This is a genomic window from Streptomyces sp. NPDC102278, assembly GCF_044766345.1.
Classification (GTDB): Bacteria; Actinomycetota; Actinomycetes; order Streptomycetales; family Streptomycetaceae; genus Streptomyces.
Genome location: NZ_JBIWLV010000011.1, coordinates 141,079 through 165,114 on the forward strand (window position 1 = coordinate 141,079; position 24,036 = coordinate 165,114).

The window sequence follows — 24,036 nt, forward strand, 5'->3', positions numbered from 1 at the left end:
ACCACGCCCGACGCGAAGGAAGCCGACCTTGACCGACATCCGTATCGGTGTCCTCGGATACGGCTTGCGCGGCAGCCTCGCGCGCACCGCCCACCGCCCCGGCCGGGGCGCCGCCGTCACCGCCGTCGCGGACCCCGATCCGCGCGCCCGGGCGGCCGCCGCGGCGGCGTTCCCGGACGCGCGCGTCACCGCCGACCACCTCACGGTGATCGAGGACCCCGGAACCGACGCCGTCCTCGTCCTCACCCCCGACCACACGCACGCCGACCTGGCCTGCCGGGTCCTCAGGGCCCGCAAACCGGTGTTCGTCGAGAAACCCCTCGACATCTCCGTGGCCGGCTGCGACACCATCCTGCGCACCGCCCGCGAAACGGGCACACGGCTGTACGTCGGCCACAACATGCGGCACATGCCCGTGGTGCGGCTGATGCGCGAGCTCATCGAGCGCGGCACCGTCGGCCGCGTCAGGACGATCTGGGTCCGCCACTTCGTGGGCTACGGCGGGGACTGGTACTTCAAGGACTGGCACGCCGAACGTCGTCACACCACCGGTCTGTTGCTCCAGAAGGCGGCGCACGACATCGACGTCCTGCACTGGCTCGCGGGGTCCTACACCCGTGACGTGCAGGCGATGGGCGACCTGATGGTCTACGGAGAGAACCCGCACCGCCGCGCCCACGGCGAACCCAAACACGAGGACTGGTACACCGAGGACGGGCACTGGCCGCCGCACACCCAGCGCGGCCTCAATCCGGTCATCGACGTGGAGGACGTCTCGCTGCTGAACCTGAGGCTCGCCAACGGCGTCCTGGCCGCCTACCAGCAGTGCCACTTCACCCCCGACTACTGGCGCAACTACACCGTCATCGGTGACGCCGGTCGTCTGGAGAACTTCGGTGACATCCCGGGCGGCGAGGTACGGGTCTGGAACAGCCGGCGGTCCGGGTACCGGGCCGCCCCGGACGCCTCCCACGCCATCGCCGCCCCCTCGGGCGGCGGCGAGCACGGCGGCGCCGATCCGCTCCTGATCGACGAGTTCCTGCGCTTCGCCCGCCACGGGGGACCGACCGACACCTCACCCGTCGCGGCCCGCATGGCGGTCGCGGCGGGCTGCCTCGCCACCGAATCACTGCGGGACGGGGGTACTCCGCGACGGGTACCCCCGCTCGATCCGGGGCCGGCGGCGTACTTCGAACAGGGCCGGCGCCCCGACGCCGGTTGACCGCGCGCACCGGAGCCCGGGCGCGCGGTCGGGGGCGGGGTAGGTCGTCTCTTTCGGATCTTGCCGGGGTCGCGGCGCCCGGTGCCGCCCCTGGCGGCGTTGTCGGGGCACCCGAGTACGTCCAGTACACGGGTGCCCCTCCGCCTTGCCAGGCACGGCACCGGATACCGCGACCCCGACCGACAAGATCCGAAAGAGACGACCTAGTCGCCCGTGCTCGTGGGGGAGAGGGCAGGGCTCGTGGAGCGGTGCACGGCCTTGCCGAAGGCGTCCATGCAGGGAGCGCAGTACCGCTCCGAGCCGGGCTCGGTCATCGCCTTCGCGGCTTGGTCAGGACCGAGCTGGAAGCCGCACAGGGTGTTGAGGGTCGCTTCCTTGGCGATCACGTGCCACAGCAGTTGGTGGCGGTCGGAGGTGGACTCGGCGCGCATTTCGTACATGGGCGTACCCTTCCGTGCTCGACGCGGGCAGCGGGACCGGCGTGCTTTCCATGAGAGCCCCCTGTGAGCGATGGGGCCAATGGGGGTAGACCAAGAGGAGGGAAATGAGGTGGTGGAGGTTTGAGCGGGGACGCCGGTGGTGATCGTGGACGGCCGGTGCGCAGGCCCCGAGTCCCGCCTCCGACGTCTCGCCGATCGCTGCAGGAAGGAGGTGGGTGCCGAATGGCCTGGGCCTCATGGACGACCACGGGGATCTACCCGGAGGCAGGCGGTGTCCGCACCACGGAGGTGGGCGTCATCTCCGGGAACCTGACCGTGCACACGACCTGGACGGGCGCGCGGGCACAGGTGGCGGTGCAGTACAGCGGTTCCTCGGACTGGTTCACCCTGTCCGGCAGCCCGGTGGAGTGCATCTCGGAAGAAGAGAGCCGGGACCTCCATCAGGCTGTGGTCGAGACGGTACGCGCAGGTCGGGGAGCCGAAGTTCCCCGCCACTGGGCCAGACGCGTCGCGTGATCCCGTACGGCGGCCGAGCCCCTCGCGGACCGGGACCCGGCCGCCGTACGGGGCGGCCCCGTCGCTCCCCGCTGCCCGCCCTGGGGCCGAACGGGTGATCCGGGCCACCGCCAGGCGTACCCGCTCCTCCGCCGCCCGGAGCTCGGAGCGCCGAGGGGACGCCGCGCCGGGCCGTCAGGGCGCGGGCTGTAGGCGCGCGGGCCTGATGACGCGGCGTGACCTCCCGTCACCGAGGGCTACAGGGGTACCCTGCCCGGCTCGGGCGGCGCTCGTCCTGGACCGGGATACGCCGGGTACGCCGCGTACGCCGCGTACGTCGCGGTACGGCCTCAGGGACGGAACCGCAGTGGATGGTCGGCGGGCACCTCCACCACGGCGATCCGCACTCCGTCCGGATCCGCGATCCACATCTCGATCAGGCCCCAGGGCTCGCGCAGCGGGGGACGCAGCACCTCGACGCCCCGGCCGAGCAGCTCCTCGTGGGTTTCCTGCGCGTCCGCGACCTGGAGCCACAGTCGAAGCCCGGGCGCGGGCGGGGTGTCGGCGCGGCCCGAGAGTTCCAGGAAGCCGCCGCCCAGGAAGTAGACGGTCCCCCGCTCGGGTCCGGTGCCGAACTCCCGGTGGACGGCGAGCCCCAGGGCCTCGCCGTAGAAGGCGCGGGAGCGTTCGGGGTCGGTGGGTGTCAGCAGGATCCTGCCGGCGAGTACGTGCACCATGCAGACGCGTCCAGTCCTGTCGGGGCAGTCCGCCGGGCCGCGGCCGAACTGCCGTGGGGTGGCCGAAGGGGTGAGAATCGCAGCCGGTCCGGCGGGAGTCCCGACCGGGCGCGGGGCCATGGCACATGATGGCGCGAGAACGGACCCCCGGACCCCGAGATCCGAGGGTCCGTTTGGCGTGTCGGGCCGCCGGGCGGGCGCGCGACCCGCCTCCCCGCAGCGCCGCCGGGCACGATCACCGCGTTCAGTTCGCGCCCCAGCCACCGTCCAAGGAGACCGAGGTGCCGGTGACGTAACCGGTGTGGGGGCCGCAGAGCCACAGGACCGCCGCGGCGACCTCCTCCGGCTCGATGAGCCGCTTGATCGGCGAGCGGGCGAGCAGCACGTCCGACAGGACGTCCTCGGGGCTCACCCCGTGGGCCGCGGCCTGGTCCCGGACCTGCCCCTCCACCAGGGGCGTACGGACGTAGCCGGGGCTGACGCAGTTGCTGGTCACCCCGTGGCCGGCCCCCTCGATCGCGGTGACCTTGCTCAGCCCCTCCAGGGCGTGTTTGGCCGCCACGTAGGCGGACTTGTACGCGCTGGCCCGCAGCCCGTGCACGCTGGAGATGTTGACCACCCGGCCCCAGCCGCCCGCGTACATGTGCGGCAGCACGTGACGCAGGAGCAGGAAGGGCGCGGTGACCATCACCTGCTGGATGAGGGCGAAGCGTTCCGGGGGGAACTCGGTGATCGGGGCGACGTGCTGGAGACCCGCGCAGTTGACCAGGATGTCGACGTGGGTGGGCAGCGCGGAGATGGCCGCCGGGTCGGCCAGGTCCGCGGTGTGGGCCCGGCCGCCGATCGCCGCCGCGACCTCGCGGGCCGGCTCCCGCGCGATGTCGACGACGTGCACCGTCGCGCCGGCCGCGGCGAGGGCGACGGCGCAGGCCCGGCCGATGCCGCTGCCGCCGCCCGTCACCAGCGCGACCCGCCCCCGCGGATCCGTGCCGGCCGGGTCCGGGGCCGGTGGGGGATGGGGGAGGGAAAGTCTGCTCGTCATGCGGGAACACTAGGGACGGCGGCCGCCCTCCGCCCATGGCGCCGCACCACACAGTCCGGGCCCGCGACATGGTGCGACCGCCCATGCGGCGGCCGCGCGCGGGCCGGTGACCGGGTGGTCGCCGGCCCGCGTCGACTGGGGTCTGTTTTTCGGATCAGGCCGGATCAGGGAGACAGCCCCTACGCGCGCAGCAGCGCGATCAGGGACGTGCGGGCACGCGCCACCCGCGAACGGACGGTGCCGATCGGACAGCCCAGGGCCACGGCGGCCTCCGCGTAGGGGAGTCCCAGTACCTGGGTGAGGACGAAGACGTCCCGGCGTTCGGCGGGAATCGCGCCGAGGAGCTCCGCCAGCGCGATGCCGTCCTCGAACCCCGGCAGATCCAACGGCTGGGTCTGTTCGGCCGCGGTCTGCCAGTCGTCCCGCCCGGAGAGCCTGGGCCGGGCGGCCTTGTACCGGAGGTTGTCGACCACCGTGCGCCGCGCTATGGACAGCAGCCAGGTACGGGCGGACGACCGCCCCTCGAAGCGGTGCAGGCTGCCCAGGGCCCGCAGGAACGTCTCCTGGGTGAGGTCGTCCGCGGCCTGCGGGTCCGCGCTGAGGTAGGCGACGTAGCGCCACACGTCGCGCTGGAGGGCGCGGACGAAGCGGTCCACCGCGTCCGGGTCGCCGTCACGGGCGGCGAGCGCGAGCCGCGTGGTGGGCTCGTCCGATCCGGCGGTGTGTCGCGCGGGCGCGGTCTCGGCGGTGATCGGGCGGGGGAGCAGGGCAGGGGTCATCGCCTGATGTCCTTCCGGGAATCCGGGATGTGCCGCCGCGCCGATCGGCGGCGGCGGCGCCGGTGAGGGGTACGGCCCGCCGGACGGCAGGACCGATGCCCGGTACGCGCGGCCGGGGGCCGTCGCGGTCCGGGGAGCCGGCTGTCAGTTGACAGCGGTCCCCGGAGGCGGGCCCCGTGAGGTGATGGCGTGGACGAGGAGCAGACCGCGCAGCGGCCGGGACCGGTGGTCGCGACGGGTGCGGACCCGGGGCCGGTGCGCGGGAGGGGGAAGGTGGAAGAGGAGCCCGAGAGGGAGACGGATCCGGCGCACCACGGCGCGCAGCACGCGGAACGCGCCCTGCTCGCCGTAGGCGAGCCAGAGGCCGCACAGCAGGGCGGCGAGCAGGTGGGCGGCGAGCATCCCGGTCGAGGAGACGTCGGCCATCGGGGCCATGGCGTTCATCCCGGCCGCGCCGCCGGGCACGGGGATTCCCGTCGCCCCGTCCACGGCGGTCGCGGTACCCGGGGGAACCGCGCCCGCCATGTGGTGGCCGGTGTGGGCCATGACGGCGCCGTGGGCCGTGACCGCGCCGTGGGACAGCGTCCCCGGCGGGTGGGCGAGGGCCCCGCCGGTGGTGGCGGTTCCCGCCTGGACCAGCGAGAACCCGTAGTGCAGGGCGCCTTGGGCGGCGACCGCCGCCGAGGTCACGGAGAACAGGCCCCGTTCGTGGCCGGCGAGGATCCAGGCGCTCGCCCCGACGCCGGCGAACCCGGCGGCCATGGCCCACCAGGGGACGGCCCTGTCCGACATGAGGACGTGTCCGACGGCCGCGAGCAGCACGCAGGTGGCCGCGAACATCGCGGCCCGCAACGCTCGGCAACATCGACCCGGTGTCATGGCGGGCTCATCGTCGCATTCCCTTCACGGCATCCCCAGGGGAGCGCCCGAACTTGCCCCGACCTGACAAAAAGTGGTGTGGCGCAGGCCACAACAGGGCTCCGGAACCACGGAGTCGGCTCCCTCGACTCCTGTCCCGACCGCAGCGTCGACCGGATGACCGACGGGGCGACATGACTGACCGGGCGACCGGGCGACCGGGCGGGCGGGCGGGCGGACGGCCGATCGAGGAACGGGGCAACGGGTGGCGGATCGAGAGCAGGCGGCGCGGGAAGGGCAACCACCACGGGGGGAGCACCGGTTGACGGCCCTCCTCACCTGCTCCATGGCGTTCTCCATGCTCCAGTTGTTCCTGCTCGGCGCGCTCGGACCACGGCTGGTGGACGAACTGCACGTGTCGACGACCGTGTTGGGCCTGACGACGACCATCGGTTTCGGTACGGCGGCCGTACTCTCGCCGTTCGGCGGTCGGCTCGTCGACCGGATCGGGCCACGCCGGTCCCTGGTGCTCCTGCTCCTCGTCTCCGGCGGGGCGCTCGCGCTGATCGGCTCCGCGCCCGGCACCGGGTTCCTGCTCGCCGCCGTCGCCCTGGGCGGACTGCCCCAGGCACTGGCCAACCCCGCCACCAACAAGGCGATCCTGACCGCCGTCCCCCCGGCCCGGCGCGGCGCGGTCACCGGGACGAAGCAATCCGGGGTCCAGGCGGGGGCCTTCGCCGCCGGGCTGCCGCTGGCGGCGCTCGCCGGCGGAGTGGGATGGCGGGTCGCGGTGTGGACCGCCGCCGCGGCCGCCGCCGTCGTGGCCCTGTGGGCCTGGCGCGCGCTGCCCGCCGACCCGCCCGCACCCGCCGCCCCCTCGCGGTTCTCGGCGGTACCCCGGGGCGCCATCGCCTGGCTCACCGTCTTCTCCGTCCTGCTCGGCTGCGGGATCGCCTCCGTGAACACCTACGTCGCCCTGTTCGGTGTCCGGCGGCTCGGCATGGGCGCCACGACGGCCGCCGCCCTCGTGGCGGTGCTCGGAGCCGCGGGCATCGTCGGCCGCATCGGCTGGGCGAAGGCGGCCCGGCCCGGGCGGGCCGAGTGGCTGCCCGGGTTGCTGGCGGCCGGCGCGGTGGTGGCGGCCGGGCTGCTGGCCGCGTCCCTCCGGACGGCCCCGCTGGTCTGGGTGGCGGCGGTGGCCGTCGGTGTGTTCGCCGTCTCGGGCAACGCCGTGTCCATGGTGCTGGTGATGCAGCGGGCCGGCCCCGGGCGGGCCGGACAGGACTCGGCGCTCGTCTCGGCCGGGTTCTTCGCCGGGTTCGCGGTGGGCCCGCCGCTGTTCGGCGTGCTCGCGGAGACCGGCCGGTACGGCGCCGGGTGGTTGCTCGTCGCCGCCGAGTTCGCGGCCGCCTGCGCCGTCGCGACCGCCTGGGCGGTACGGGAGCGCCGTGCGCGCGCCCGGGCCGCGGTGACGACGTGATCGGGCCCCGATGGGCCGACGCGGCGCTGGACGACGTGCTGGGGCGGGTGGCCGGCACCCGCGCCGAGGTCGGGGAGCGGTTCCCGCTGCACGCCGACCCGGACACGGGCCGGTGGGTCACCACCGCCCGGGGCGCGTGGACCGGCGGGTTCTGGGCCGGGCTGCTGTGGCTCCTGGCCCGGCGCACCGGGGCCGAGGAGGACCGGGCCGCCGCCGCCGCGTGCACGGCGCGGCTCGCCGAATGGGTGGCCGCCGACACCGCGACCCGCGGGCTGATCCTCTGGTACGGCACCGCGCTCGCCGCCGACGACGCCGTGGCACGGGAGCTGCGGATCCGGGCGGCCCGGGCCTGCGCCGCCGCGTTCGACCCCGAACTCGGCGCGGTGCCCTGGGGGTCGGCCTTCGGCGGCCCCCGCACGCTGGTCCGGGTCGACGGGGCGCCCGGGATGGCGCCGCTGCTCGCCGCGGCCGGCCCCGCCGGGGAGCGGGCCGCCGCGGCCCACCTCGAACGGCACCTCGACCTCTGCCTGCGCGGGGACGGCGTCGTGCTCCCCGCCTGGCAGTTCGAGCGGGAGACGGGCCCGCGGGTACGCGAGGACCCGCCCGTCGGCTGGAGCCGGGGTCGGGCCTGGCTGCTGCTCGCCGCGGCCGACGCGGTGCACCGCCCCGCCGTTCCGCCGGGGACCAGGCGACGGTGCGCGGCCGCGGCCGAGCTGCTGGCCCGCGGGCCGACGCGAGCCGCCGCGCGCCTCGTACCGTACGACCGCGAGAGCGGCCACGAGTCCGGGACCGGCGGCCCGCTGGACACCTCCGCCGCCGCCATCACGGCCGTCGCCCTGCTCAAACTGGGGCACGCCGCCGGGCCCCTGGCCGGGCGGCATCGGGAGCGGGCCGTGGCGATCCTGCGCCGGCTGACCGACGCCCACCTGACACGGGCCGGCGGGAACCGCCCCGCGGGCATGCTGCTGGACGGCTGCCACGACGCGGGGCGGGACGTCGCGACCCGGCACGAGCTGGTCTGGGGCGACTTCTTCCTCGCGGTGGGGCTGGCCGCGCTGACCGGGCGGGTCGACGTCCGAGGGCTGTGACCCGCCCGGCCGGGCCCGCTCAGGCCCGGTGGTCGCGCAGCACCCGGCGGGCCACCGCGCCGATGTGCACCTCGTCCGGGCCGTCCAGGATCCGGGCGGCGCGCCCGGTGCGGAAGAGGGCGGGCAGCGGGGTGTCGGGACCGAGCCCCGTCGCGCCGTGGACCTGGATGGCCGAGTCCGTCACCTGCTGGAGCATGCGCGCGGCGGCCACCTTCGCCAACCCGACCTCCACGTGCGCGTCCAGCCCGGCGGCGATCCTGTCGGCGGCCTCGTACACCAGCGGGCGCGTTCCGCGCAGGGCCAACAGCGCCTCGAACACATGGGACTGGACGAGCTGTTGCGCGCCGAGTGGTCCCCGCGACCCGGTGCGGGAGGCGGCCCGCGCGCACATCAGGTCGAAGGCGCGCCGGCCCTGACCGAGCCAGCGCAGGCAGCGCAGGGTACGACCGAGCCGCAGGCGTTCCCCCGCGATGGTCAGGGCCTGGCCGGGTGCGCCGAGCAGGTGGTCGCCCGGCACCCGGACCCCGTCGAACTCGATCTCCCACTGACCGGACGCGCCGAACACGGGCAGTTCGCGCACCACCCGGAAGCCCGGGGAGGATGTCGGAACCACCAACAGCGACAGGCCCTCGCGGTCGCCCGGCTCCCCGTCCGTACGGGCCAGGACCGTGACGAGTTCGGCCTCCGCGGCGCCCGAGGTGAACCACTTGCGGCCGGTCACGACCCAGCCGCCCGCCTCCCGCACGGCGCGCGTCGAGGTGAGCGAGGGGTCGGTGCCGGGGCTGTCCGGCTCGGTCATGGCGTAACAGGCGCGCCACTCCCCGGCGGTGAGCCGCTCCGGGTACAAGCCGCGCACGCGCGCCGAGCCGTGCCGCAGGAGCATCGTGACGTCGAGCAGCGACGCGGACCCCAGCGCCGCCGGCCCGTGATCACTCGCCCCCTCGGCCTCGGCGATCCGGGCGTACCGGGCCAGCGGGAGTCCCTGGCCCCCCGTCGCGACCGGCAGGGGCAGCGCCCACAACCCCTCCGCCCTGGCCAGGTCGTTCAGTTTCCGCAGCGCGGCCGCGGCCGCCGGGCCGCCGGCGTCCAGCACGCCCTCCTGCGGGTACACCCGGCGCCGGACGAACTCGGCGACCCGCACCCTCAACGCCTCGGTCTCCGGGTCGATTTCGAGCGGCCCCGAGCCCTGTCCGCCACCCACCGCGTCCACACCCGCATCGTCCACCGCGCCCACACCGGCGTGCACAACCGTCCGGTCCACCGCGCCGCTCACCCCGTCGTCCACCACTTCGCTCCGCACCGCTTTCCTTCGCTCGATCGGGAACCCGCGGGAACAGCAGTCCGACTCTCTTCCCGTGGAACTGGTCGGGTGCGCACCCGACCCGGTTCCCGCGTTCCGTACATCCCGGGGCCGGCCACCGCCGCGCCAGGACCAGAGGAGAGGCATGGCCTCACCAGTCACCGCACAGATCGTCCGGCCGCTCGAAGGGCTGCGACTCGACGTCTCGGGACCGCCCCTGCCGAGCGGCCCGGACCGGACGAAGCGATCCGTCGGACCGACCCGAGCGAACCGTCCGGCCGGCCTCTCCGGCCCGACCGGGCTGACCGCTCTCACCGCGCTGGTCGCCGGACACCTGCGACTCCTCGGCGCCGAGACGGGCACCGGCCGCCACGACGAACGGGGCGCCCGACTCGCCCTCACCGGAGGTGGCTTCGCCCGACAGGAGGCCCACACCCGCTGGTCGGCGAACCCCGCGCACGGCATCACCGACGAGGCCACGGCGCAAGCCGCCACCGGCATCATGGCCGTGCACGGCCGCCGCGAAGGCACCCCGCGCGCGCTCGCCGTCGACTACGCGAGCACCGCGACCGCCCTGCTCACCACCCAGGGACTGCTCGCCGGTCTGCTCGGCCAGGCCAGGGGAGGCCCCGCCGGCCGGGTCGGGACGAGCGTGGACCGGGCCGGGCTGCTCACCGTCTCCCAGTACCTCGCGGCGGCCGGCGCCGACGAGGGCGAGGCCGCCGAACTCGCCCCCGGAGGACCGCCCTTCACCTCGGCCGACGGCACGCTCTTCGAGCTGGAGACCCTGGACCCGGGGGCCTGGGCGGCCTTCTGGCGGGCCCTCGACGCCCCCGCCGACGCGATCCGGGCCGGCTGGCGGCCCTTCCAGTTCCGGTACGCCACCGCCTGCGCGCCCTTCCCCCAGGCGCTGCACCGCACCGCGAGCGCCCACACCTGGGCCCGGCTGCGGCAGGCCGCCGCGCGCTCCGGCGCCGAGGTGTGCCGGCTGCGCACCCTTGCCGAGCGGGCCGCCGAACACGACGGGGCCGCCCCCTGGACGCTGGCCCCGTACGACTGCGGCGCGGCACCGCGCCACCGGTCCGTGCCCGCACCGGGACTCGGGAAGCCGCTGGCCGGCATCACCGTGCTCGAAGCGGGGCGCCGCATCCAGGCCCCGCTCGCCGCGCACCTGTTGGGCATCCTCGGCGCCGAGGTCATCCGGGTCGAACCGCCGGGCGGGGACCCGCTGCGCGGCATGCCTCCCACCAGCTCCGGGATCTCCGCCCGGTGGCTCGCGCTGAACCGCGGCAAGAAGGCCGTCGAGGTGGACATCAAATCGCCCGGCGACCGGGCCCGGCTGCGCGAGATGGCCGCCGGCGCCGACGTGTTCCTGCACAACTGGGGCCCCGGCAAAGCGGCCGAACTGGGCCTGGACAGCACCGACCTGGCCGCGGTGAACCCCGCGCTGGTCTACGCGTACACCGGCGGCTGGGGCACGGGCCGGATCGACGACGCCCCCATGGGCACGGACTTCATGGTCCAGGCCCGTACCGGGGTCGGCGAGGCGGTCCGCCCCCGCGACGAACCACCGGCGCCCTCGCTGATGACCCTGCTCGACGTCCTGGGCGGGCTGCTCGGAGCACAGGCCGTCCTTGCGGGCCTGCTGACCCGCGAGCGCGGCGGACAGGGCGTCCGCGTCGACTCCTCGCTGCTCGGCGCGGCCGACGTCCTCACCGCCCCCGCCCTGAGCCGGGCCCGACGCGGCGAGCCGACGCGCCGGCCCGCCAGATTCCGCGCGCCGCTGCGGACCGCCGACGGCTGGATCGTGCCCGCCGACGTCTGTGCGGCGGCAGCCGGCGCCTACGACCTGCGTGAACTGTCCACCGACGCGGCGCTCGCGCAACTACGCGGCCACGGCCTGGCCGCGACCGCGGTCACCACCGACCTCGCCGACCTGCACCACGACCCGCGCTTCGCCGGCTCGATCAGCCGGGACGCGCACGGTGCCCCCGCCGTTCCCGACCCCTGGAGCCACGCATGACCGTCGTCCTGCACGACCTGCTGCCCGCCGACCTCCGCCGCTCCTGGGCGGTGGACGGTACCTGCCCCGACCTCGACCTCTACAGCCTCTTCCGGGCCCGCCAGATCGCCGACCTGCACCGCACCGCCGTCATCGACGCCAAGGGCGCGCTCTGTTACACCGCGCTCGACCGCAAGGTCCGCTCCCTGGCCACCGGCCTGCGGGAACTCGGCATCCGCCCCGGCGACGTGGTCGGCGTCCAACTCCCCAACGGACGCCACGCCGTCATGGCCGACCTGGCCCTCGCCGCCCTCGGCGCGGTGGCGCTGCCCTTCCCCGTCGGCCGGGGCGGCCAAGAGGCGCAGAGCCTGCTGCGCAGAGCCGAGGCCGTCGCGGTCATCGCCTCCGTCGACCACCAGGGCAACCGGCACGCCGCCGACCTGCGCGCCCTGCTCGCGACCCTGCCCGCGCTGCGCCACGTCATCGCCGCCGGGCCCGGTGCCGCCCCCGAGGGCACCGTCGCGCTCACGGGCCTGCTGCGCGCGGACGCGACGGCGTTCGTGGCCGCGCGCCCGGACCCCGACAGCGCGGCCCGCATCCTGGTGTCCTCCGGTTCGGAGGCGGAGCCCAAGATGATCGCGTACTCGCACAACGCGCTCGCGGGCGGTCGCGGCAACTTCCTGGCCTCGCTGATGCCCGACGCCGCGGCGCCGCGTTGCCTGTTCCTCGTACCGCTGGCCTCGGCGTTCGGCTCCAACGGCACCGCGGTGACCCTCGCCCGGCACGGGGGGACGCTCATCCTGCTCGACCGCTTCACCGCCGAAGCCGCCCTGGCGGCCGTGCGCGAGCACCGTCCCACCCACGTCCTGGGGGTACCGACGATGGTGCGGATGATGCTGGAACGCCTCGACGCGGAAGGCCCCGACGCCGGCGCACTGCCCTCACCCACCGCCCTGGTCCTCGGTGGCGCGGCCCTGGACGAGACCACCGCCGAGAGCGCGGGCAAGGCCTTCGGCTGCCCCGTCGTCAACCTGTACGGATCGGCCGACGGGGTCAACTGTCACACCGGGCTCGGGGCGGACAGCCCGGAGCCCGACGAGGCGGGAGTGGCGGCCGGGCGGCCCGACCCCCGCGTCGCCGACATCCACATCATCGACGCCGAGACCCGTGAGCGGCTGCCCGACGGACAGGTCGGGGAGATCATCGCGCGCGGTCCGATGACCCCGATGTGCTACGTGGCCTCCCCCGAACTCGACGCCCGGTACCGCACCCCGGACGGCTGGGTCCGCACCGGCGATCTCGGGCTGATCGACGACGGAGGCGTCCTGCACGTGGTCGGGCGGCTCAAGGACATAGTGATCCGAGGGGGCGCCAACATCAGCCCGGCCGAGGTCGAACGCGAGCTGGCCTCCCACCCCCGGGTGCGGGACGTGGTGTGTGTCGGCGTACCGGACGAGGTCATGGGGGAGCGGCTCGCGGCGTGCGTCGTCGCCCGAGGCCCGCAGGACCTCACCCTCGCCTCGCTGGCCGGCCACCTCGCGCGGCGCGGCCTGGAACGGCGCAAGCACCCCGAACGCCTGCTGGTGGTGGGGGAACTGCCGCTGACCCCCGCGGGCAAGCCCGATCGCACGGCGGTCCGCGAACACTTCGGCCGGGTCACGGCCGACGCGTAGGACGACGGCGGGGCGGGGACGGCCCCGCCCCGCCCCACCGTCATCCGGCCCGTCCGGGCGGAGTGGGGTGCGGCGGCGGGAGCAGGCCGGGCTCAGGAGGGGGACATGGCCTTCTTCAGTTCCGCGGCGGCGTCGCGGTAGACGGGCAGCAGTTCCAGGTCCGCGCCGGGGTAGTTCACGATCTCGACCTGTTTCGCGCCCGAGTCGGGAAGGACGACACCGGTTGTCATGTGCGCGTTGTCCAGGACCAGGGCGGGCTTCTTCGCGGACAGCTCGGCCAGTTGGGCCGGCGTGACCGCCTCGGGGCCGTACGTGCCGACGGGGGTCGCTCCGGACAGCTTGGCGGCCCAGGTGGTGAAGACCTGGCTGACGACGGAGGGGCTCTTCCCGCCGGGCCGGGCGCTCTGGACGTCCTTCACGAGCGCGGCGTACTCGGTGTCGAAGGAGGCGCTCCACCGGGCGGCCGCGCCCTCGGTGCCGAACAGCGCGGCCAACCGTGCCACCTCGGCCTTGGCCTTCTCGGGGTCGTTGTCGAGGTTCACCTCGACGAGTTTCGCCCGGGAACCGGCGGCCTCCTTGATCTTCGCCGCGTACGGTTCGAACGGCGCGTACAGCACGAAGTCGGCCTTGGCCACGGCCGCGAGGTCGGAGGGCTTGGGGTCGTAGTCCGGCGCGTGGTGCACCGACTGCGGAACGATCACCTTCGGGTCACCGACCCCGGCCGCCTTCGCCAGGGCGCCCTCCCACGTCGTGGTGACGACGACCACCGGCGTCCCGGATCGCGCGGGCGTGCCGCTCGCGCCGTCGGCGGCGGGGCCGGAGTCCGAGCCGTTGCCGCAGCCGGTGACCAGGGTCAGTGCCGCGCTCAGTGCGAGGAGGGAAGCGAATCGGACGCGGATACGCGCCATGGGCTGATTCTCCGTTCGGGGAGGAAATGGACCGCGAGGACGACCGCCCCCGCGGTGAGGACGAGGACCGGGCCGGGCGGCCAGTCCAACCGGAGGGCGACGAGGAACCCGGTGAGGTTCACGACGACTCCGATGGCGACCGCCCAGAGGGTGATGGACCGCAACGAGGTGCCCAGCCGGCGGGCGGCGAGGGCGGGCAGCAGGGTCAGGGCGTCGACCAGCAGGGCGCCGGTGAGTTTGATCGCCCCGGCGACCGCGACCGCGACCAGGACCAACAGCACCGCGGTCAGCGCGCGGACCGGGACGCCGGAGCACTGGGCGAGTTCCCGGTCGTACAGCAGCAGGGCCACGTCCCGCCGCCGCCACCGCAAGAGCGCCGGCACCAGCAGGGCCAGTACGCCCAGCACCACCAGGTCGGTGGTGCCCACGGACAGGATCGACCCCCACAGCAGGGCGAAGGCGCCGGACGCGTTGACTCCGGAGACGGCCAGCAACAGCAGCGCGGCGGCGATCGCCAGGCTCATCAGCAGGCCCATCGCGCCCGACAGGCCGTCGGGGGTCCGGGCGAGCGGTGCGACGCCCGCCCCGGCCAGGGCGCACGCCACCAGCGCGCACAGCATCGGGTCGAGCCCGGTGAGCAGCCCCACGGCGATGCCGAACAGCGCCACGTGCATCATGGCGAAGCGCACCGGCATGATGTCGAGGCCCACGATGATCACGCCGATGATCGGCAGCCCGATCGCCGCCAACAGCAGGGCGGCACCGGCCCGTTGCACGGGCAGGAGCCCGAGGAGTTCGCCGAGATCGGCCGCGGCGAGGTTCACCGGACCTCCCGCAGCCGGCCCGCCGCCATCTCCAGCACCCGGTCACAGCGGTCCGCGAGCGCCCGGTCGTGGGTCACGACGACGAGGGTGACGGCCAGGGAGGTCAGGACCTTAGCCGCCTCCTCCTGGCCAGCGAAGTCGAGGGCCGCGGTCGGTTCGTCGGCGAGCAGCACCATGGCGCCGGCGGCGACCCCGCCGATGGCGCGCGCGAGGTACATGCGCTGGAGCTGGCCGCCCGACAGGCTGTGCAGCGGGCGGCGCGTCAGCGGCCCCACGCCCAGCTTCTCCGCCGCCTCACGAGCCTCGGCCGGAGCGCCCGAACTGTCGAGCAACTCGGCTCCCAGCAGGGGGAACCGGCCGGTCGCCGGCTTCTGGGGGATCCAGGCGCAAGACCGCCGGCGCCAGGCCCACTCGGCCGCGGAGCCGGTGCCCCGGCCGCCGACCAGGATGGTCCCGGTCGTCTGCCGGTGCAGCCCGAGGACGGCGCGCAGCAGGGTGGTCTTGCCCGAGCCGTTGGTTCCGGTCAGCGCGATCCGTTCACCGGCCGAGATCTCCAGGTCCACTCCGGTGACGGCCTCGACCCGCCCGTGCCGGCACCCCACCCCCCGCATCCGCACATCCAGTCCGCCCATCCCGTGCCTTCCCGTCCTCGTGCCGCGGGCGGGCCACCGCCGCCTCCGGCACAGGAGTCGGACGGGGGGCGCGTCCGGTTCCGGATCCCGGCGGATCGCTCGCGACCGGGCGGGGCGGCGGTTGACACCCGCCCCGCGTGCAGACCATGATTCCATTAATGAAGTAGTGGAATCATGGAAAGGGGGAGGCGTGCGCGATCTGACCGTTCCCGACACGACCGGCACCCGGTGGGCCCTGGAGGCCCGGGGGCTGGGCAAGAAGTACCGCCGGGGGTGGGCGCTTCGGGACTGCTCCTTCCGGATCCCGGCGGGCCGCGTCTGCGCCCTGGTGGGGCCCAACGGCGCCGGGAAGAGCACCCTGCTGAACCTGGCGACCCGACTGATCGAGCCCACGTCCGGCGAGCTCCGGGTCTTCGGCGCCCCGGCGGGGGATCCCGCCGCGATGCGCCGCTGGGCGTACCTCGGCCAGGACAAGCCGCTGTTCAAGCAGTTCAGCGTCGCGGACACGCTCCGCATGGGCCAGGAGCTGAACCCGGACTGGGACCCGGCCGTGGCCGAACGGATCGTACGGGCGGGCAACGTCCCCCTCGGCGCCCGCGTCGGGGACCTGTCGGGCGGCCAGCGGACCCGCGTGGCCTTCGCCCTCGCCTTCGGCAAGCGCCCCGAACTCCTCCTGCTGGACGAGCCGATGGCCGACCTGGACCCCGTCGCCCGCGACGAGCTGAGCTCGCTGCTGATGTCGGAGACCGCCGAACACGGCACCACCGTCCTGATGTCCTCCCACATGCTCGGCGAGCTGGAGCACATGTGCGACTACCTGCTCGTCCTCGCGGACGGACAGGTCCGCATGGCGGGCGAGGCCGACGAACTGCTGCCCATGCACACCCTGGTGACCGGAATCGTCGCCGAGGACGGCCGGCTGCCCGCGGCCCTCGCCGATCACACCGTCATCGAAGTGCGCACCTCCGGACGGCAGTTCACCGCCCTCCTGCTGCGACAGGGACCCCTGAGTCCCGACTGGCAGCTCACGGAACCCGGCATGGAGGAAGTCCTGCTGGCCTACCTCCGCTCGCCCCGGGCGCCCGCGCTGGTCTCCCCGACCGCCGCCCCCGGCCATCGAGAGGACTTCGCGGCATGAGCACCCTCACCCGCCCCGGCGCCACCGAGAACGCCGCGCCCGCCAAGACCCGCCGGCTGCGCGGACTGGCCTGGCTGATGTTCCGCCGGCACCGCCCGGCCCTGCTCACCTGCCTCGCGCTGATCGTCCTCGGAGGCGCCTGGATCGTGTACCAGCGCGGCGCGATGCTCGACACCCTGCACGCGGCGGGCTGGCCCGGCAAGCCCGCGGACGCCCTCGGCGACAACGTCGCCGGCGACGCGTCGGAGACCCTCAACTCCTTCGCCGTCAACCTGTCCTTCCTCACCACCGTCCTCGCCGTGTTCGTCGGAGCGCCCCTGCTGGCCTCCGACATGGAGAACGGCACCGCTCGGCTGGCCACCACCCAGTCCGTCCCCCGGGGACGCTGGCTCCTCGCGAAGCTGGGCTTCGCCCTCCTGCTCGTCACGGTCACCACGGGCGCGCTGAGCGGGCTCTTCGCCTGGTGGCGCGGCTCCGTGGCCCCCTTCAACCCGCACGACTGGCTGCACGACGTCTCCTTCGACACCACCGTTCCCGTCTTCGTCGCCTTCGGGCTGTTCTCCACGGTCCTGGGCGTCACCATCGGCGCCCTGATCCGGCGCACGGTGCCCGCCATGGCCCTCACCTTCCTCACCGGGTACGCGGCGACGATCGCCTTCGACCTCGTCAAGGACAGGCTCGCCACCCCGCGCCGGATCGCCTTCCCACTGGAAGGGGCGCGGCCGGCCGCGCTCGACGAGGCCGTGCTGGTCGACAACTGGGTGGGCACGGCCTCCGGGGACCTGTACGGGTGGGGCACCTGCGCGAACGACGTGGCTCCGGAGGCCTGCCGCGCCAAGATGGGGATCGTCAACTCGGTGTGGGACTACTTCGGCAAGGATCAGATGGCGGGCATGCAGTGGGCCGCCTCCGGCATCTTCCTCGTCCTGGCCGGGCTCCTCGTCGCCCTGCTGCTCTGGCGCACCAGGCGCGGACCGTTCTGATCCGCGACCTACGCTGACCATCGACGACGAAGCAACGAAGGAGGCGGGCACCGTGGTCGTGTTTCGCATCGAACGCCGCAGCGGCCTGCCCGCCTACCTCCAGATCGTCCAACAGGTGGAACAGGCGCTGCGCATGGGCGCCCTCGTCGAGGGAGACAAACTGCCCACCGCCGCGCAAGTGGCGGCCAGCACCAAGGTCAACCCGAACACCACCCTCAAGGCGTACCGCGAACTGGAACGCGCCGGACTCGTCGAAGTGCGGCAGGGCGCCGGCACCTTCGTCCTCCAGTCGTCCTCGGGCCCCCTGACCGATCCGGAGTCCCCGCTGCGTTCCCAACTCGGCGCCTGGATGCGGCAGGCCCGCGAGGAGGGCCTCACACCCTCGGACGTCACCGCTCTCTTCGACACCGTGCACGCCGAGACGTTCCCGACGGTCGGCACGGCGTAGGCCGGGGCCCCCCGGGCGCGTCCGGGAGGCCGGACCCGGCGCGCGGGGGCGCCGGAGAACGCCCGCACGCCGGTCGGCTTTTGGATTGCCCGACGATCCTCAATACGATCCGGCGATGATCACAAGAAAAAGGGCGGCGGCCGCGGCGTGCGGCCTGCTGGCCACACTGGCCGTCGGGCTCTTCCCGGCACAGGCCTCGGCAGGCGAGCCGGCGGCGAAAGAGCCGCCCAAGGTCGAATTGGTCCTGGACGTCAGCGGTTCGATGCGGGCGACCGACATCGACGGGAAATCCCGGATGTCCGCGGCGAAGCAGGCGTTCAACGAGGTCCTCGACGCCGTACCGGACGACGTACTCCTGGGCATACGGACCCTCGGCGCCACCTACCCCGGCGACGACAGGAAACTCGGCTGCAAGGACACCCGGCCCCTCTACCCCGTCGGCCCGCTGAACCGGACCGAGGCCAAGACGGCCGTGGCCACCCTCGCCCCCACCGGCTGGACCCCGATCGGCCCGGCCCTGCTCGGCGCCGCCGATGACCTCAAGGGCGGCGACGCCACCCGCAGGATCGTGCTCATCACGGACGGCGAGGACACCTGCGCCCCGCTCGACCCCTGCGAGGTCGCCCGCGACATCGCCGCCCGGGGCATCCACCTGACCATCGACACACTCGGCCTCGTACCCGACGCCAAGACGCGCGAGCAGCTCATCTGCATCGCCGAGGCCACCGGCGGCACCTACACCTCGGTCCAACACACCGAGGAACTCTCCGGCCGGGTCAAACAACTCGTCGACCGCGCAGCCGCGCCCGTGGTCACCCCCGTGGCCACCACGGGAACCGGACAGTGCCGGGACGCCCCCGTGCTGGGGGCCGGCCTGTACACCGACCGCGAGACGTTCGGCGAGCACCGCTGGTACAAGGTGGCCGTCAAGCCCGGCCAGGAACTGCGCGCCTCGGTGAGCATCGGCTCCGACCGCGCCGTCAACAACGACTACGGCGTCATGCTGCGCGCGTCGACCGTCCACGGACGGGAGATCGTCCGGGGCTCGGAGGCGGGTGACGGTCGCACCGACCTCCTCTCCACGGGCCTGCGGTACCCCAAGGCCGTCCTCGACGACGCCGACGGCAACGAGGTGACGGAGCCGGAGACGGTCTGCCTCCAGGTCAGCAACTCCTTCTCGGCGCCCGCCTCGGTCAAGACCACCCCCGGCATGCCCGTCGAACTGACCATCGACGTGGTCGACGGCCCCGACGACACCTCCGACGTGGCGTCCTTCGGCCTCGGTCGCGGCTGGTGGCTGCTGGGCGTGCTCGTGCTCACCGGCCTCGTGGTCGGTGTGGTCTGGGGCTGGATCTCCCGCTGGCGCATCTCCGTCTGGAGGACCAACTGATGCGAACCGTACGCGCACTGACGGCCGTCGCCCTGGCCGGCGGCGCCCTCCTCGGCCTCGCCGGAGCGGCCGCCGCCGACACCCCGTCCCCATCGGCGAGCACCGCCGCCGCCGGGCCGACGGAGGCGGGCACGAGCTTCCGTACCGCCACCTCGGTCAAGGTGGGTCAGGAGGCCACCGCCGAGGCGTCCACCGGTGACTACCTGTACTGGGTGCTCCCGCTGGACGCGGGCCAACGGGCCACCGTCAAGGCCACGGTGACACTGCCGGCCGCCGCCTCCCGACACGGCGCGGCCAACTGGCGGATCGACGTCTACGACGGGCTGCGCCGCCGCCAGCCCTGCATGTACGGCAAGCAGGCCGCACCGGCGGCCAAGGACGCCGGCGCCGTCGAGCTGTCCTGCACCCTGCGGCCGGTGCGGACCGGCGCCGACCAGTGGGCCGACGATCCGCTGCCGGGCAGCTACTACGTCCGCCTCACCGTGGTCGACCTGGCCCCGGAGGACCTGGGGCAGCCGGTCCGGACGCGGGTCCGGGCCGACGCGGTGGACACGGGCGGCGCCTACGCCGTGGACGGCGCCCTGTCCGCGCCCCTGGTACCCGGCATCACGGCGGCGCGGGCGGCGGAAGCCGATGGTGAGCAGCAGGCGGCCGGCATCGAGCCGGAGGGCGGCTGGGCCGGCGGCCGGTGGTCCGACCGCTGGATCTGGACCGTGGCCGGCGGGCTGCTCGCCGCCCTCGCGGGCATCGGCGGGTACTCCCTGACCCGCGGCTCGGGCCGTCCCGCACGGACCGCCTCCGGCGGATGACCGGGGAGCGGCCCCCACCCCGCGCCGGGTGGTGGCCGCTCCGCCGTTCGGCCCCCGCGCGCGACGGCGACTCCTCCGTGCGCGTGACCCGTACGGAGGCTGTCCGGGCGGATCCGGCCCGCCGCCGGCCGAGTCGACGTGACGAAGATCGTTCCTCTCCTACGATGGCGGCCCCGTCGGCGGTCGCATCGAGGAGTGCCGTGTCCCGATCCCCCTGGTCCGCCGTACTGGCCACCCTGCCCCTGATCGCCTCCGCCGTCCTCGCCACCGCGCTGCCGGCCTCCGCGAGCGGTCCCGGGCACGACGGCGACGGCCACGCGCCGTCCGGCCCCTCCCACCGGAGGATCACCACCGAGACCCGGCCCGGCGAAGCGGCCTCCCTCGGCGAGGACCACGCCCGGGCCCACGCCGGCCGGCGCCTGGCGGCCCGGGGCGCCCAGGGCTACCCGCAGACGAAGCGCACCGAGAGCCTGGACGCCCTGAGCGCCTCCCAGCGGCGGACCAACGCCGGCTTCACCGCGGCGCGGTCCGGACGCTTCACCGACTACTTCCCCGCCCCCGACTTCGGGGTCCACCTCGCCCAACTCCCCACGGGCAAGGTGCTCTTCTTCTCCTTCGAGCGGGTCGAGGCGGACCCGACCAAGGAGACCGGGCCGACCGACCGGATCGGCGGGACCAACGCCGGCCGGGCCTACCTCTGGGATCCCGCCAAGGGCACCGGAGCCCGCGCCTTCAAGAACGTGCCGCCCCCCACCGTGCTGATGCCCGACGGCACCTACGTCCCGCGCCCGGCCCCCTTCTTCTGCGCGGGTCACTCCTTCCTGCCCAACGGCATGGTCGGCGTATTCGGCGGCAACGGCGGCGGCAAGGGCGGCACCGGGGCCCGACTGTCCTTCGTCTTCGACCCGTGGACCGAGACCTGGTTCCGCAACCGCGACATGGCGGTGGGCCGCTGGTACCCCTCCGTGGTCACCGGGGCCGACGGCCGCCAACTCATCATGTCCGGGCAGGACGAACGGGGCACCGGACACCCCACCCCCCTGGTGGAGAGGTTCCCGGCCCGCAACCGCCCCGTGCCCTGGCGTGCCTACGACATCCCGGTGGGTGTCCCCTCGGAGCGGTTCGGGGCCGACGCCCCCTTCCGCAACGACTACCCGCACCTCTTCTCGCTCCGCGACGGCATGATCTACGGCCTCGGCCGCGACGCCGACCAGCAGTGGCTGTTCGACCCGGTCAAGGAGACCCGCGTCGACCTGCCCCGTCGCCCGGCGGACTTCCGGGGCTACGGATCCGCGGTACCGCTCCCGGCCGGCTTCCGGGGTCCGGACTCGGTGCTGGTCCTCGGCGGCGACCCGCGCGACCCGTTCACGTACCGGCTGTCCGGCGGCGCCTGGAGCACGGACGGCCCGCGCGCCTTCGGCCGCACCCAGGACGACACCCTGATCCTGCCGGACGCGACCCTGCTCACCGTCAACGGAGCCCTCGACACCCGCGACTACGGCTTCGGGCCGTTCAACCCCAAGGCCGACCTCAAGTACCGACAGATCGAACTCCGCGACGCCCGGGGCCACTGGAGCCTGGGGCCCGCCCAACGCCTGCCCCGGGGCTACCACTCCAACGCCCTCGTCATGCCCGACGGGCGGGTCCTCGTCACCGGCGACGAACTCCAACAGATCGCCAACGACCCCGACATCGCGGACGGCATGGACGGCAGCATCGAGCTGTACGAACCCGCCTACCTGCACCGGGGGACCCGACCCGCCCTCGACCGGGTCCCCGGCCACGTGCTCGCCCACGACACCGACTTCCAGGTGCGCACCTCCACCCCCGGCGAGGTGGCGCGGGCCGTGCTCCTCGCCCCGACGACCGTCACGCACTCGATCAACACCAGCCAGCGGCACCTGGAACTGCGCCGCACCGGCACCCGGGGCGACATCCTCGACCTGCGGACGCCCCCGTCCGCCGCCGACGCCCCGCCCGGTTACTACATGCTGTTCCTGCTGAACTCCCGAGGCGTCCCCAGCACGGCCAAATGGGTCAGGCTGGGGGTCCGTTAACGCTCGCGCAGGGCGCGCAGGGCCCCGTCCGCGACGCGTACGCCGCCTCCCGGCGACCGTCCTCGCGCGCTCGTCCATGCACGGCAGGCCATCGCCGCCCCGGCCGCCCCAGCCGCCCCCGCCGTCCCCGCGGTCCCGGGTTCGCCGGCAGACCCATCCGGGGCGGCGCCGGCCCCGAATACCGGTCGACCCATGTCGCCCCGAGGTGAGCGAGGCCGCGATGCGCAACGACCACAACCCCGACGGCCACGAACGGCATCCGCTGGTCGGGCGCCTCGTGCGGGACACCGCGTCCGGTGTCGAGGGACGCCTGATGGCCGTGGTTCGCGAGGAACTCCCCAGCCACACGGGCACCCCCCGCTGGATCCGCCGCGCGTACATCCGCCCGCGCGGCGGGGGAGTGGAGCGCATCGCCGACCCCGCCGACATCGAACCCGTGGACGCGGACCGACTGTCGCTCGTCTGAGGCGGGCTCAACCACGCACGCCGCCACCGACCCCCTCCCGGCGTACGGCGGCCCGGTGCGGGTCCGGCCGTACCTCGTCCGCCGCCCGGACCGTCAGGTGGACCCGCAGCACGCCGACCCACACCAGGGCCGACCCCAGCAGGTGCAGGGTCACGGCGAGCGCCGGCAGCCCCGTCAGGGACTGGAACAGGCCCACCGCGCCCTGGGCCACCAGCACGGCGACGAAGAGCGTCGTCGTGCGGCGCGCCGCACCGTACCCCTCCCGCGGCAACACGACGAGGAGCCGCCCGGCGAGCAACAGCACCGCGGCGGCCAGTACGCCGTGCGCCACCGTCACCGTGGCCCAGTCGAACGGCATCCGCCGCACGTCGGAGGAGTCCCCCGCGTGCGGACCGGACCCGGTGGTCACCGTGCCCACCACGACCAGCAGGGCCGTCGTGGCCACCAGAGTCCAGGACAGCGAGCGGTGCCGGCCGGCGGACCGCCGGCCGGGGGAGAGGTCCAAGGGGGACGCGCCGTCCCCGGCCGGCACCGCGTGCCGGGTCCACACGGCGGCCATCAACAGCAGGGTCGCCGCGAGGAAGTGCGCGGCGACCACGTAGGGGCTCAGCCGCATCCACACGGTGACCCCGCCCACCAGGGCGTTCAGGACGACGACCCAGAACTGCGCCCAGGCGCCGCGCAGCACCGCGGGCATCGGATGGCGTTGAAGGCGGGCCGCGATCACGACCCACCCCACGATCAGGCACAGCACCCCGGTGAGCAGCCTGTTGCCGAACTCGATCGCGCCGTGCAGTCCCATCTCGGAGGTGGGGGCCAGCGTTCCGGTCGTGCACATCGGCCACTCGGGGCAGCCCAGGCCGGAACCGGTGACCCGGACGATCCCACCGCCCACGACGATCGCGACGGCCGCAACCACGGACGTCGTCGCGGCCCACCGGACGCTGCGGGGACCGAGCGTGAACCTGGCCGCCGCCCAGGAAAGAGGAGTGCGCACGATCGACCTTCCCCGAGGCGGCGCCCACCGGGGACGACCGCGCGTTGATCCGGAGGACCCAGCCTACGGCCGTGCCGTGCGCCGTCGTTGACGGGGTGTCGGTACGCGACCGGAGGGGTCGGGGTCCGCGGGTTGTGCGTTCTCGGGCCATCCCGTGCGCACGGCGGGGAAAGAGGCGGCCGCGTTCCGCTCGTACGTTCGGGGAGTGCCGAGCCGCGGGAGCCCGCGGTGTTCGGCCCTCATCGCCTCCCCCTGAGACAAGGACCCC

Annotated in this window: 23 protein-coding genes; 13 read left to right on the plus strand and 10 right to left on the minus strand. The window is 74.5% G+C overall.

Annotated elements, in window-relative coordinates; genetic code table 11:
- Positions 1-28 precede the first annotated feature (28 nt).
- Positions 29-1,222 carry a Gfo/Idh/MocA family protein gene (locus ACIRO3_RS25305; protein WP_404140584.1) on the plus strand — a complete coding sequence of 398 codons (1,194 nt, stop codon included), beginning with the start codon at positions 29-31 and terminating at the stop codon, positions 1,220-1,222.
- A gap of 203 nt (positions 1,223-1,425) precedes the next feature.
- Here the strand turns inward: ACIRO3_RS25305 and ACIRO3_RS25310 are convergent, their stop codons facing one another.
- Complete coding sequence (locus tag ACIRO3_RS25310; protein ID WP_361771863.1) at positions 1,426-1,662, minus strand: hypothetical protein; 237 nt, start codon at positions 1,660-1,662, stop codon at positions 1,426-1,428.
- 222 nt (positions 1,663-1,884) lie between these two features.
- Here ACIRO3_RS25310 and ACIRO3_RS25315 point away from each other — a divergent pair, with 222 nt between their 5' ends.
- Positions 1,885-2,178: a hypothetical protein gene (locus ACIRO3_RS25315; RefSeq protein ID WP_361771862.1), complete on the plus strand. Its 294-nt coding sequence runs from the start codon at positions 1,885-1,887 to the stop codon at positions 2,176-2,178.
- Positions 2,179-2,507: 329 nt separating this feature from the next.
- Here ACIRO3_RS25315 and ACIRO3_RS25320 read toward each other — a convergent pair whose 3' ends face one another.
- The 4 genes from ACIRO3_RS25320 to ACIRO3_RS25335 all read right to left on the minus strand — a co-directional run bounded on the left by ACIRO3_RS25320 (position 2,508) and on the right by ACIRO3_RS25335 (position 5,594).
- A complete protein-coding gene (locus ACIRO3_RS25320; RefSeq protein ID WP_404140588.1) occupies positions 2,508-2,894 on the minus strand; it encodes a VOC family protein in 387 nt (128 codons plus the stop codon).
- 244 nt (positions 2,895-3,138) lie between these two features.
- Entirely contained in the window at positions 3,139-3,936 is a 798-nt protein-coding gene (locus ACIRO3_RS25325) for a 3-hydroxybutyrate dehydrogenase (protein ID WP_404140591.1), read from the minus strand.
- A gap of 179 nt (positions 3,937-4,115) precedes the next feature.
- Positions 4,116-4,715, minus strand: a complete 600-nt coding sequence (locus ACIRO3_RS25330) for a sigma-70 family RNA polymerase sigma factor (protein ID WP_366147982.1) — start codon at positions 4,713-4,715, stop codon at positions 4,116-4,118.
- A gap of 144 nt (positions 4,716-4,859) precedes the next feature.
- Entirely contained in the window at positions 4,860-5,594 is a 735-nt protein-coding gene (locus ACIRO3_RS25335; RefSeq protein WP_404140594.1) for a hypothetical protein, read from the minus strand.
- 301 nt (positions 5,595-5,895) lie between these two features.
- Here ACIRO3_RS25335 and ACIRO3_RS25340 point away from each other — a divergent pair, with 301 nt between their 5' ends.
- Positions 5,896-7,053 (plus strand): MFS transporter, encoded by a 1,158-nt coding sequence (locus tag ACIRO3_RS25340; protein ID WP_404140597.1) that lies wholly within the window; start codon positions 5,896-5,898, stop codon positions 7,051-7,053.
- Positions 7,050-8,141 (plus strand): sugar ABC transporter permease, encoded by a 1,092-nt coding sequence (locus ACIRO3_RS25345; RefSeq protein WP_404140600.1) that lies wholly within the window; start codon positions 7,050-7,052, stop codon positions 8,139-8,141. Before ACIRO3_RS25340 ends, ACIRO3_RS25345 begins: the two co-directional genes overlap by 4 nt.
- Positions 8,142-8,160: 19 nt before the next feature.
- Here the strand turns inward: ACIRO3_RS25345 and ACIRO3_RS25350 are convergent, their stop codons facing one another.
- Positions 8,161-9,309 carry an acyl-CoA dehydrogenase family protein gene (locus ACIRO3_RS25350; protein WP_404140798.1) on the minus strand — a complete coding sequence of 383 codons (1,149 nt, stop codon included), beginning with the start codon at positions 9,307-9,309 and terminating at the stop codon, positions 8,161-8,163.
- A 277-nt stretch (positions 9,310-9,586) separates the two neighbouring features.
- Here ACIRO3_RS25350 and ACIRO3_RS25355 point away from each other — a divergent pair, with 277 nt between their 5' ends.
- Together ACIRO3_RS25355 and ACIRO3_RS25360 are read left to right on the plus strand one after the other, a co-directional pair.
- The gene (locus tag ACIRO3_RS25355; protein WP_404140603.1) at positions 9,587-11,464 is read left to right on the plus strand and encodes a CoA transferase; all 1,878 of its coding nucleotides are present in this window, start codon (positions 9,587-9,589) and stop codon (positions 11,462-11,464) included.
- Positions 11,461-13,116, plus strand: coding sequence for a class I adenylate-forming enzyme family protein (locus ACIRO3_RS25360; protein ID WP_404140606.1), 1,656 nt, complete (start codon positions 11,461-11,463; stop codon positions 13,114-13,116). Before ACIRO3_RS25355 ends, ACIRO3_RS25360 begins: the two co-directional genes overlap by 4 nt.
- Before the next feature lie 92 nt (positions 13,117-13,208).
- Here ACIRO3_RS25360 and ACIRO3_RS25365 read toward each other — a convergent pair whose 3' ends face one another.
- From ACIRO3_RS25365 to ACIRO3_RS25375, 3 genes are read right to left on the minus strand one after another with little or no spacing between them, the layout of a single operon-like run.
- Positions 13,209-14,024: an ABC transporter substrate-binding protein gene (locus tag ACIRO3_RS25365; protein WP_404140609.1), complete on the minus strand. Its 816-nt coding sequence runs from the start codon at positions 14,022-14,024 to the stop codon at positions 13,209-13,211.
- Positions 13,982-14,848 (minus strand): metal ABC transporter permease, encoded by an 867-nt coding sequence (locus tag ACIRO3_RS25370; protein WP_404140612.1) that lies wholly within the window; start codon positions 14,846-14,848, stop codon positions 13,982-13,984. The genes ACIRO3_RS25365 and ACIRO3_RS25370 overlap by 43 nt, the downstream gene beginning before the upstream one ends.
- Positions 14,845-15,480: an ATP-binding cassette domain-containing protein gene (locus ACIRO3_RS25375; RefSeq protein WP_404140615.1), complete on the minus strand. Its 636-nt coding sequence runs from the start codon at positions 15,478-15,480 to the stop codon at positions 14,845-14,847. Before ACIRO3_RS25375 ends, ACIRO3_RS25370 begins: the two co-directional genes overlap by 4 nt.
- Before the next feature lie 190 nt (positions 15,481-15,670).
- Between ACIRO3_RS25375 and ACIRO3_RS25380 the strand changes: the two genes are divergently transcribed.
- The 7 genes from ACIRO3_RS25380 to ACIRO3_RS25410 all read left to right on the plus strand — a co-directional run bounded on the left by ACIRO3_RS25380 (position 15,671) and on the right by ACIRO3_RS25410 (position 22,771).
- The gene (locus tag ACIRO3_RS25380; protein WP_365998718.1) at positions 15,671-16,618 is read left to right on the plus strand and encodes an ABC transporter ATP-binding protein; all 948 of its coding nucleotides are present in this window, start codon (positions 15,671-15,673) and stop codon (positions 16,616-16,618) included.
- Positions 16,615-17,601: an ABC transporter permease gene (locus ACIRO3_RS25385; RefSeq protein ID WP_404140618.1), complete on the plus strand. Its 987-nt coding sequence runs from the start codon at positions 16,615-16,617 to the stop codon at positions 17,599-17,601. The genes ACIRO3_RS25380 and ACIRO3_RS25385 overlap by 4 nt, the downstream gene beginning before the upstream one ends.
- A gap of 52 nt (positions 17,602-17,653) precedes the next feature.
- On the plus strand, positions 17,654-18,049 hold the full coding sequence (locus ACIRO3_RS25390; RefSeq protein ID WP_361771848.1) for a GntR family transcriptional regulator: 396 nt from the start codon (positions 17,654-17,656) through the stop codon (positions 18,047-18,049).
- A 115-nt stretch (positions 18,050-18,164) separates the two neighbouring features.
- Positions 18,165-19,439: a VWA domain-containing protein gene (locus ACIRO3_RS25395; RefSeq protein WP_404140621.1), complete on the plus strand. Its 1,275-nt coding sequence runs from the start codon at positions 18,165-18,167 to the stop codon at positions 19,437-19,439.
- The gene (locus ACIRO3_RS25400) at positions 19,439-20,248 is read left to right on the plus strand and encodes a hypothetical protein (RefSeq protein ID WP_404140624.1); all 810 of its coding nucleotides are present in this window, start codon (positions 19,439-19,441) and stop codon (positions 20,246-20,248) included. Before ACIRO3_RS25395 ends, ACIRO3_RS25400 begins: the two co-directional genes overlap by 1 nt.
- A 200-nt stretch (positions 20,249-20,448) precedes the next feature.
- Complete coding sequence (locus tag ACIRO3_RS25405; protein WP_404140627.1) at positions 20,449-22,305, plus strand: galactose oxidase-like domain-containing protein; 1,857 nt, start codon at positions 20,449-20,451, stop codon at positions 22,303-22,305.
- 220 nt (positions 22,306-22,525) lie between these two features.
- The gene (locus tag ACIRO3_RS25410; protein WP_366147994.1) at positions 22,526-22,771 is read left to right on the plus strand and encodes a hypothetical protein; all 246 of its coding nucleotides are present in this window, start codon (positions 22,526-22,528) and stop codon (positions 22,769-22,771) included.
- 7 nt (positions 22,772-22,778) lie between these two features.
- Here ACIRO3_RS25410 and ACIRO3_RS25415 read toward each other — a convergent pair whose 3' ends face one another.
- Positions 22,779-23,768 carry a heme A synthase gene (locus ACIRO3_RS25415; RefSeq protein WP_404140631.1) on the minus strand — a complete coding sequence of 330 codons (990 nt, stop codon included), beginning with the start codon at positions 23,766-23,768 and terminating at the stop codon, positions 22,779-22,781.
- Positions 23,769-24,036: the final 268 nt, after the last annotated feature.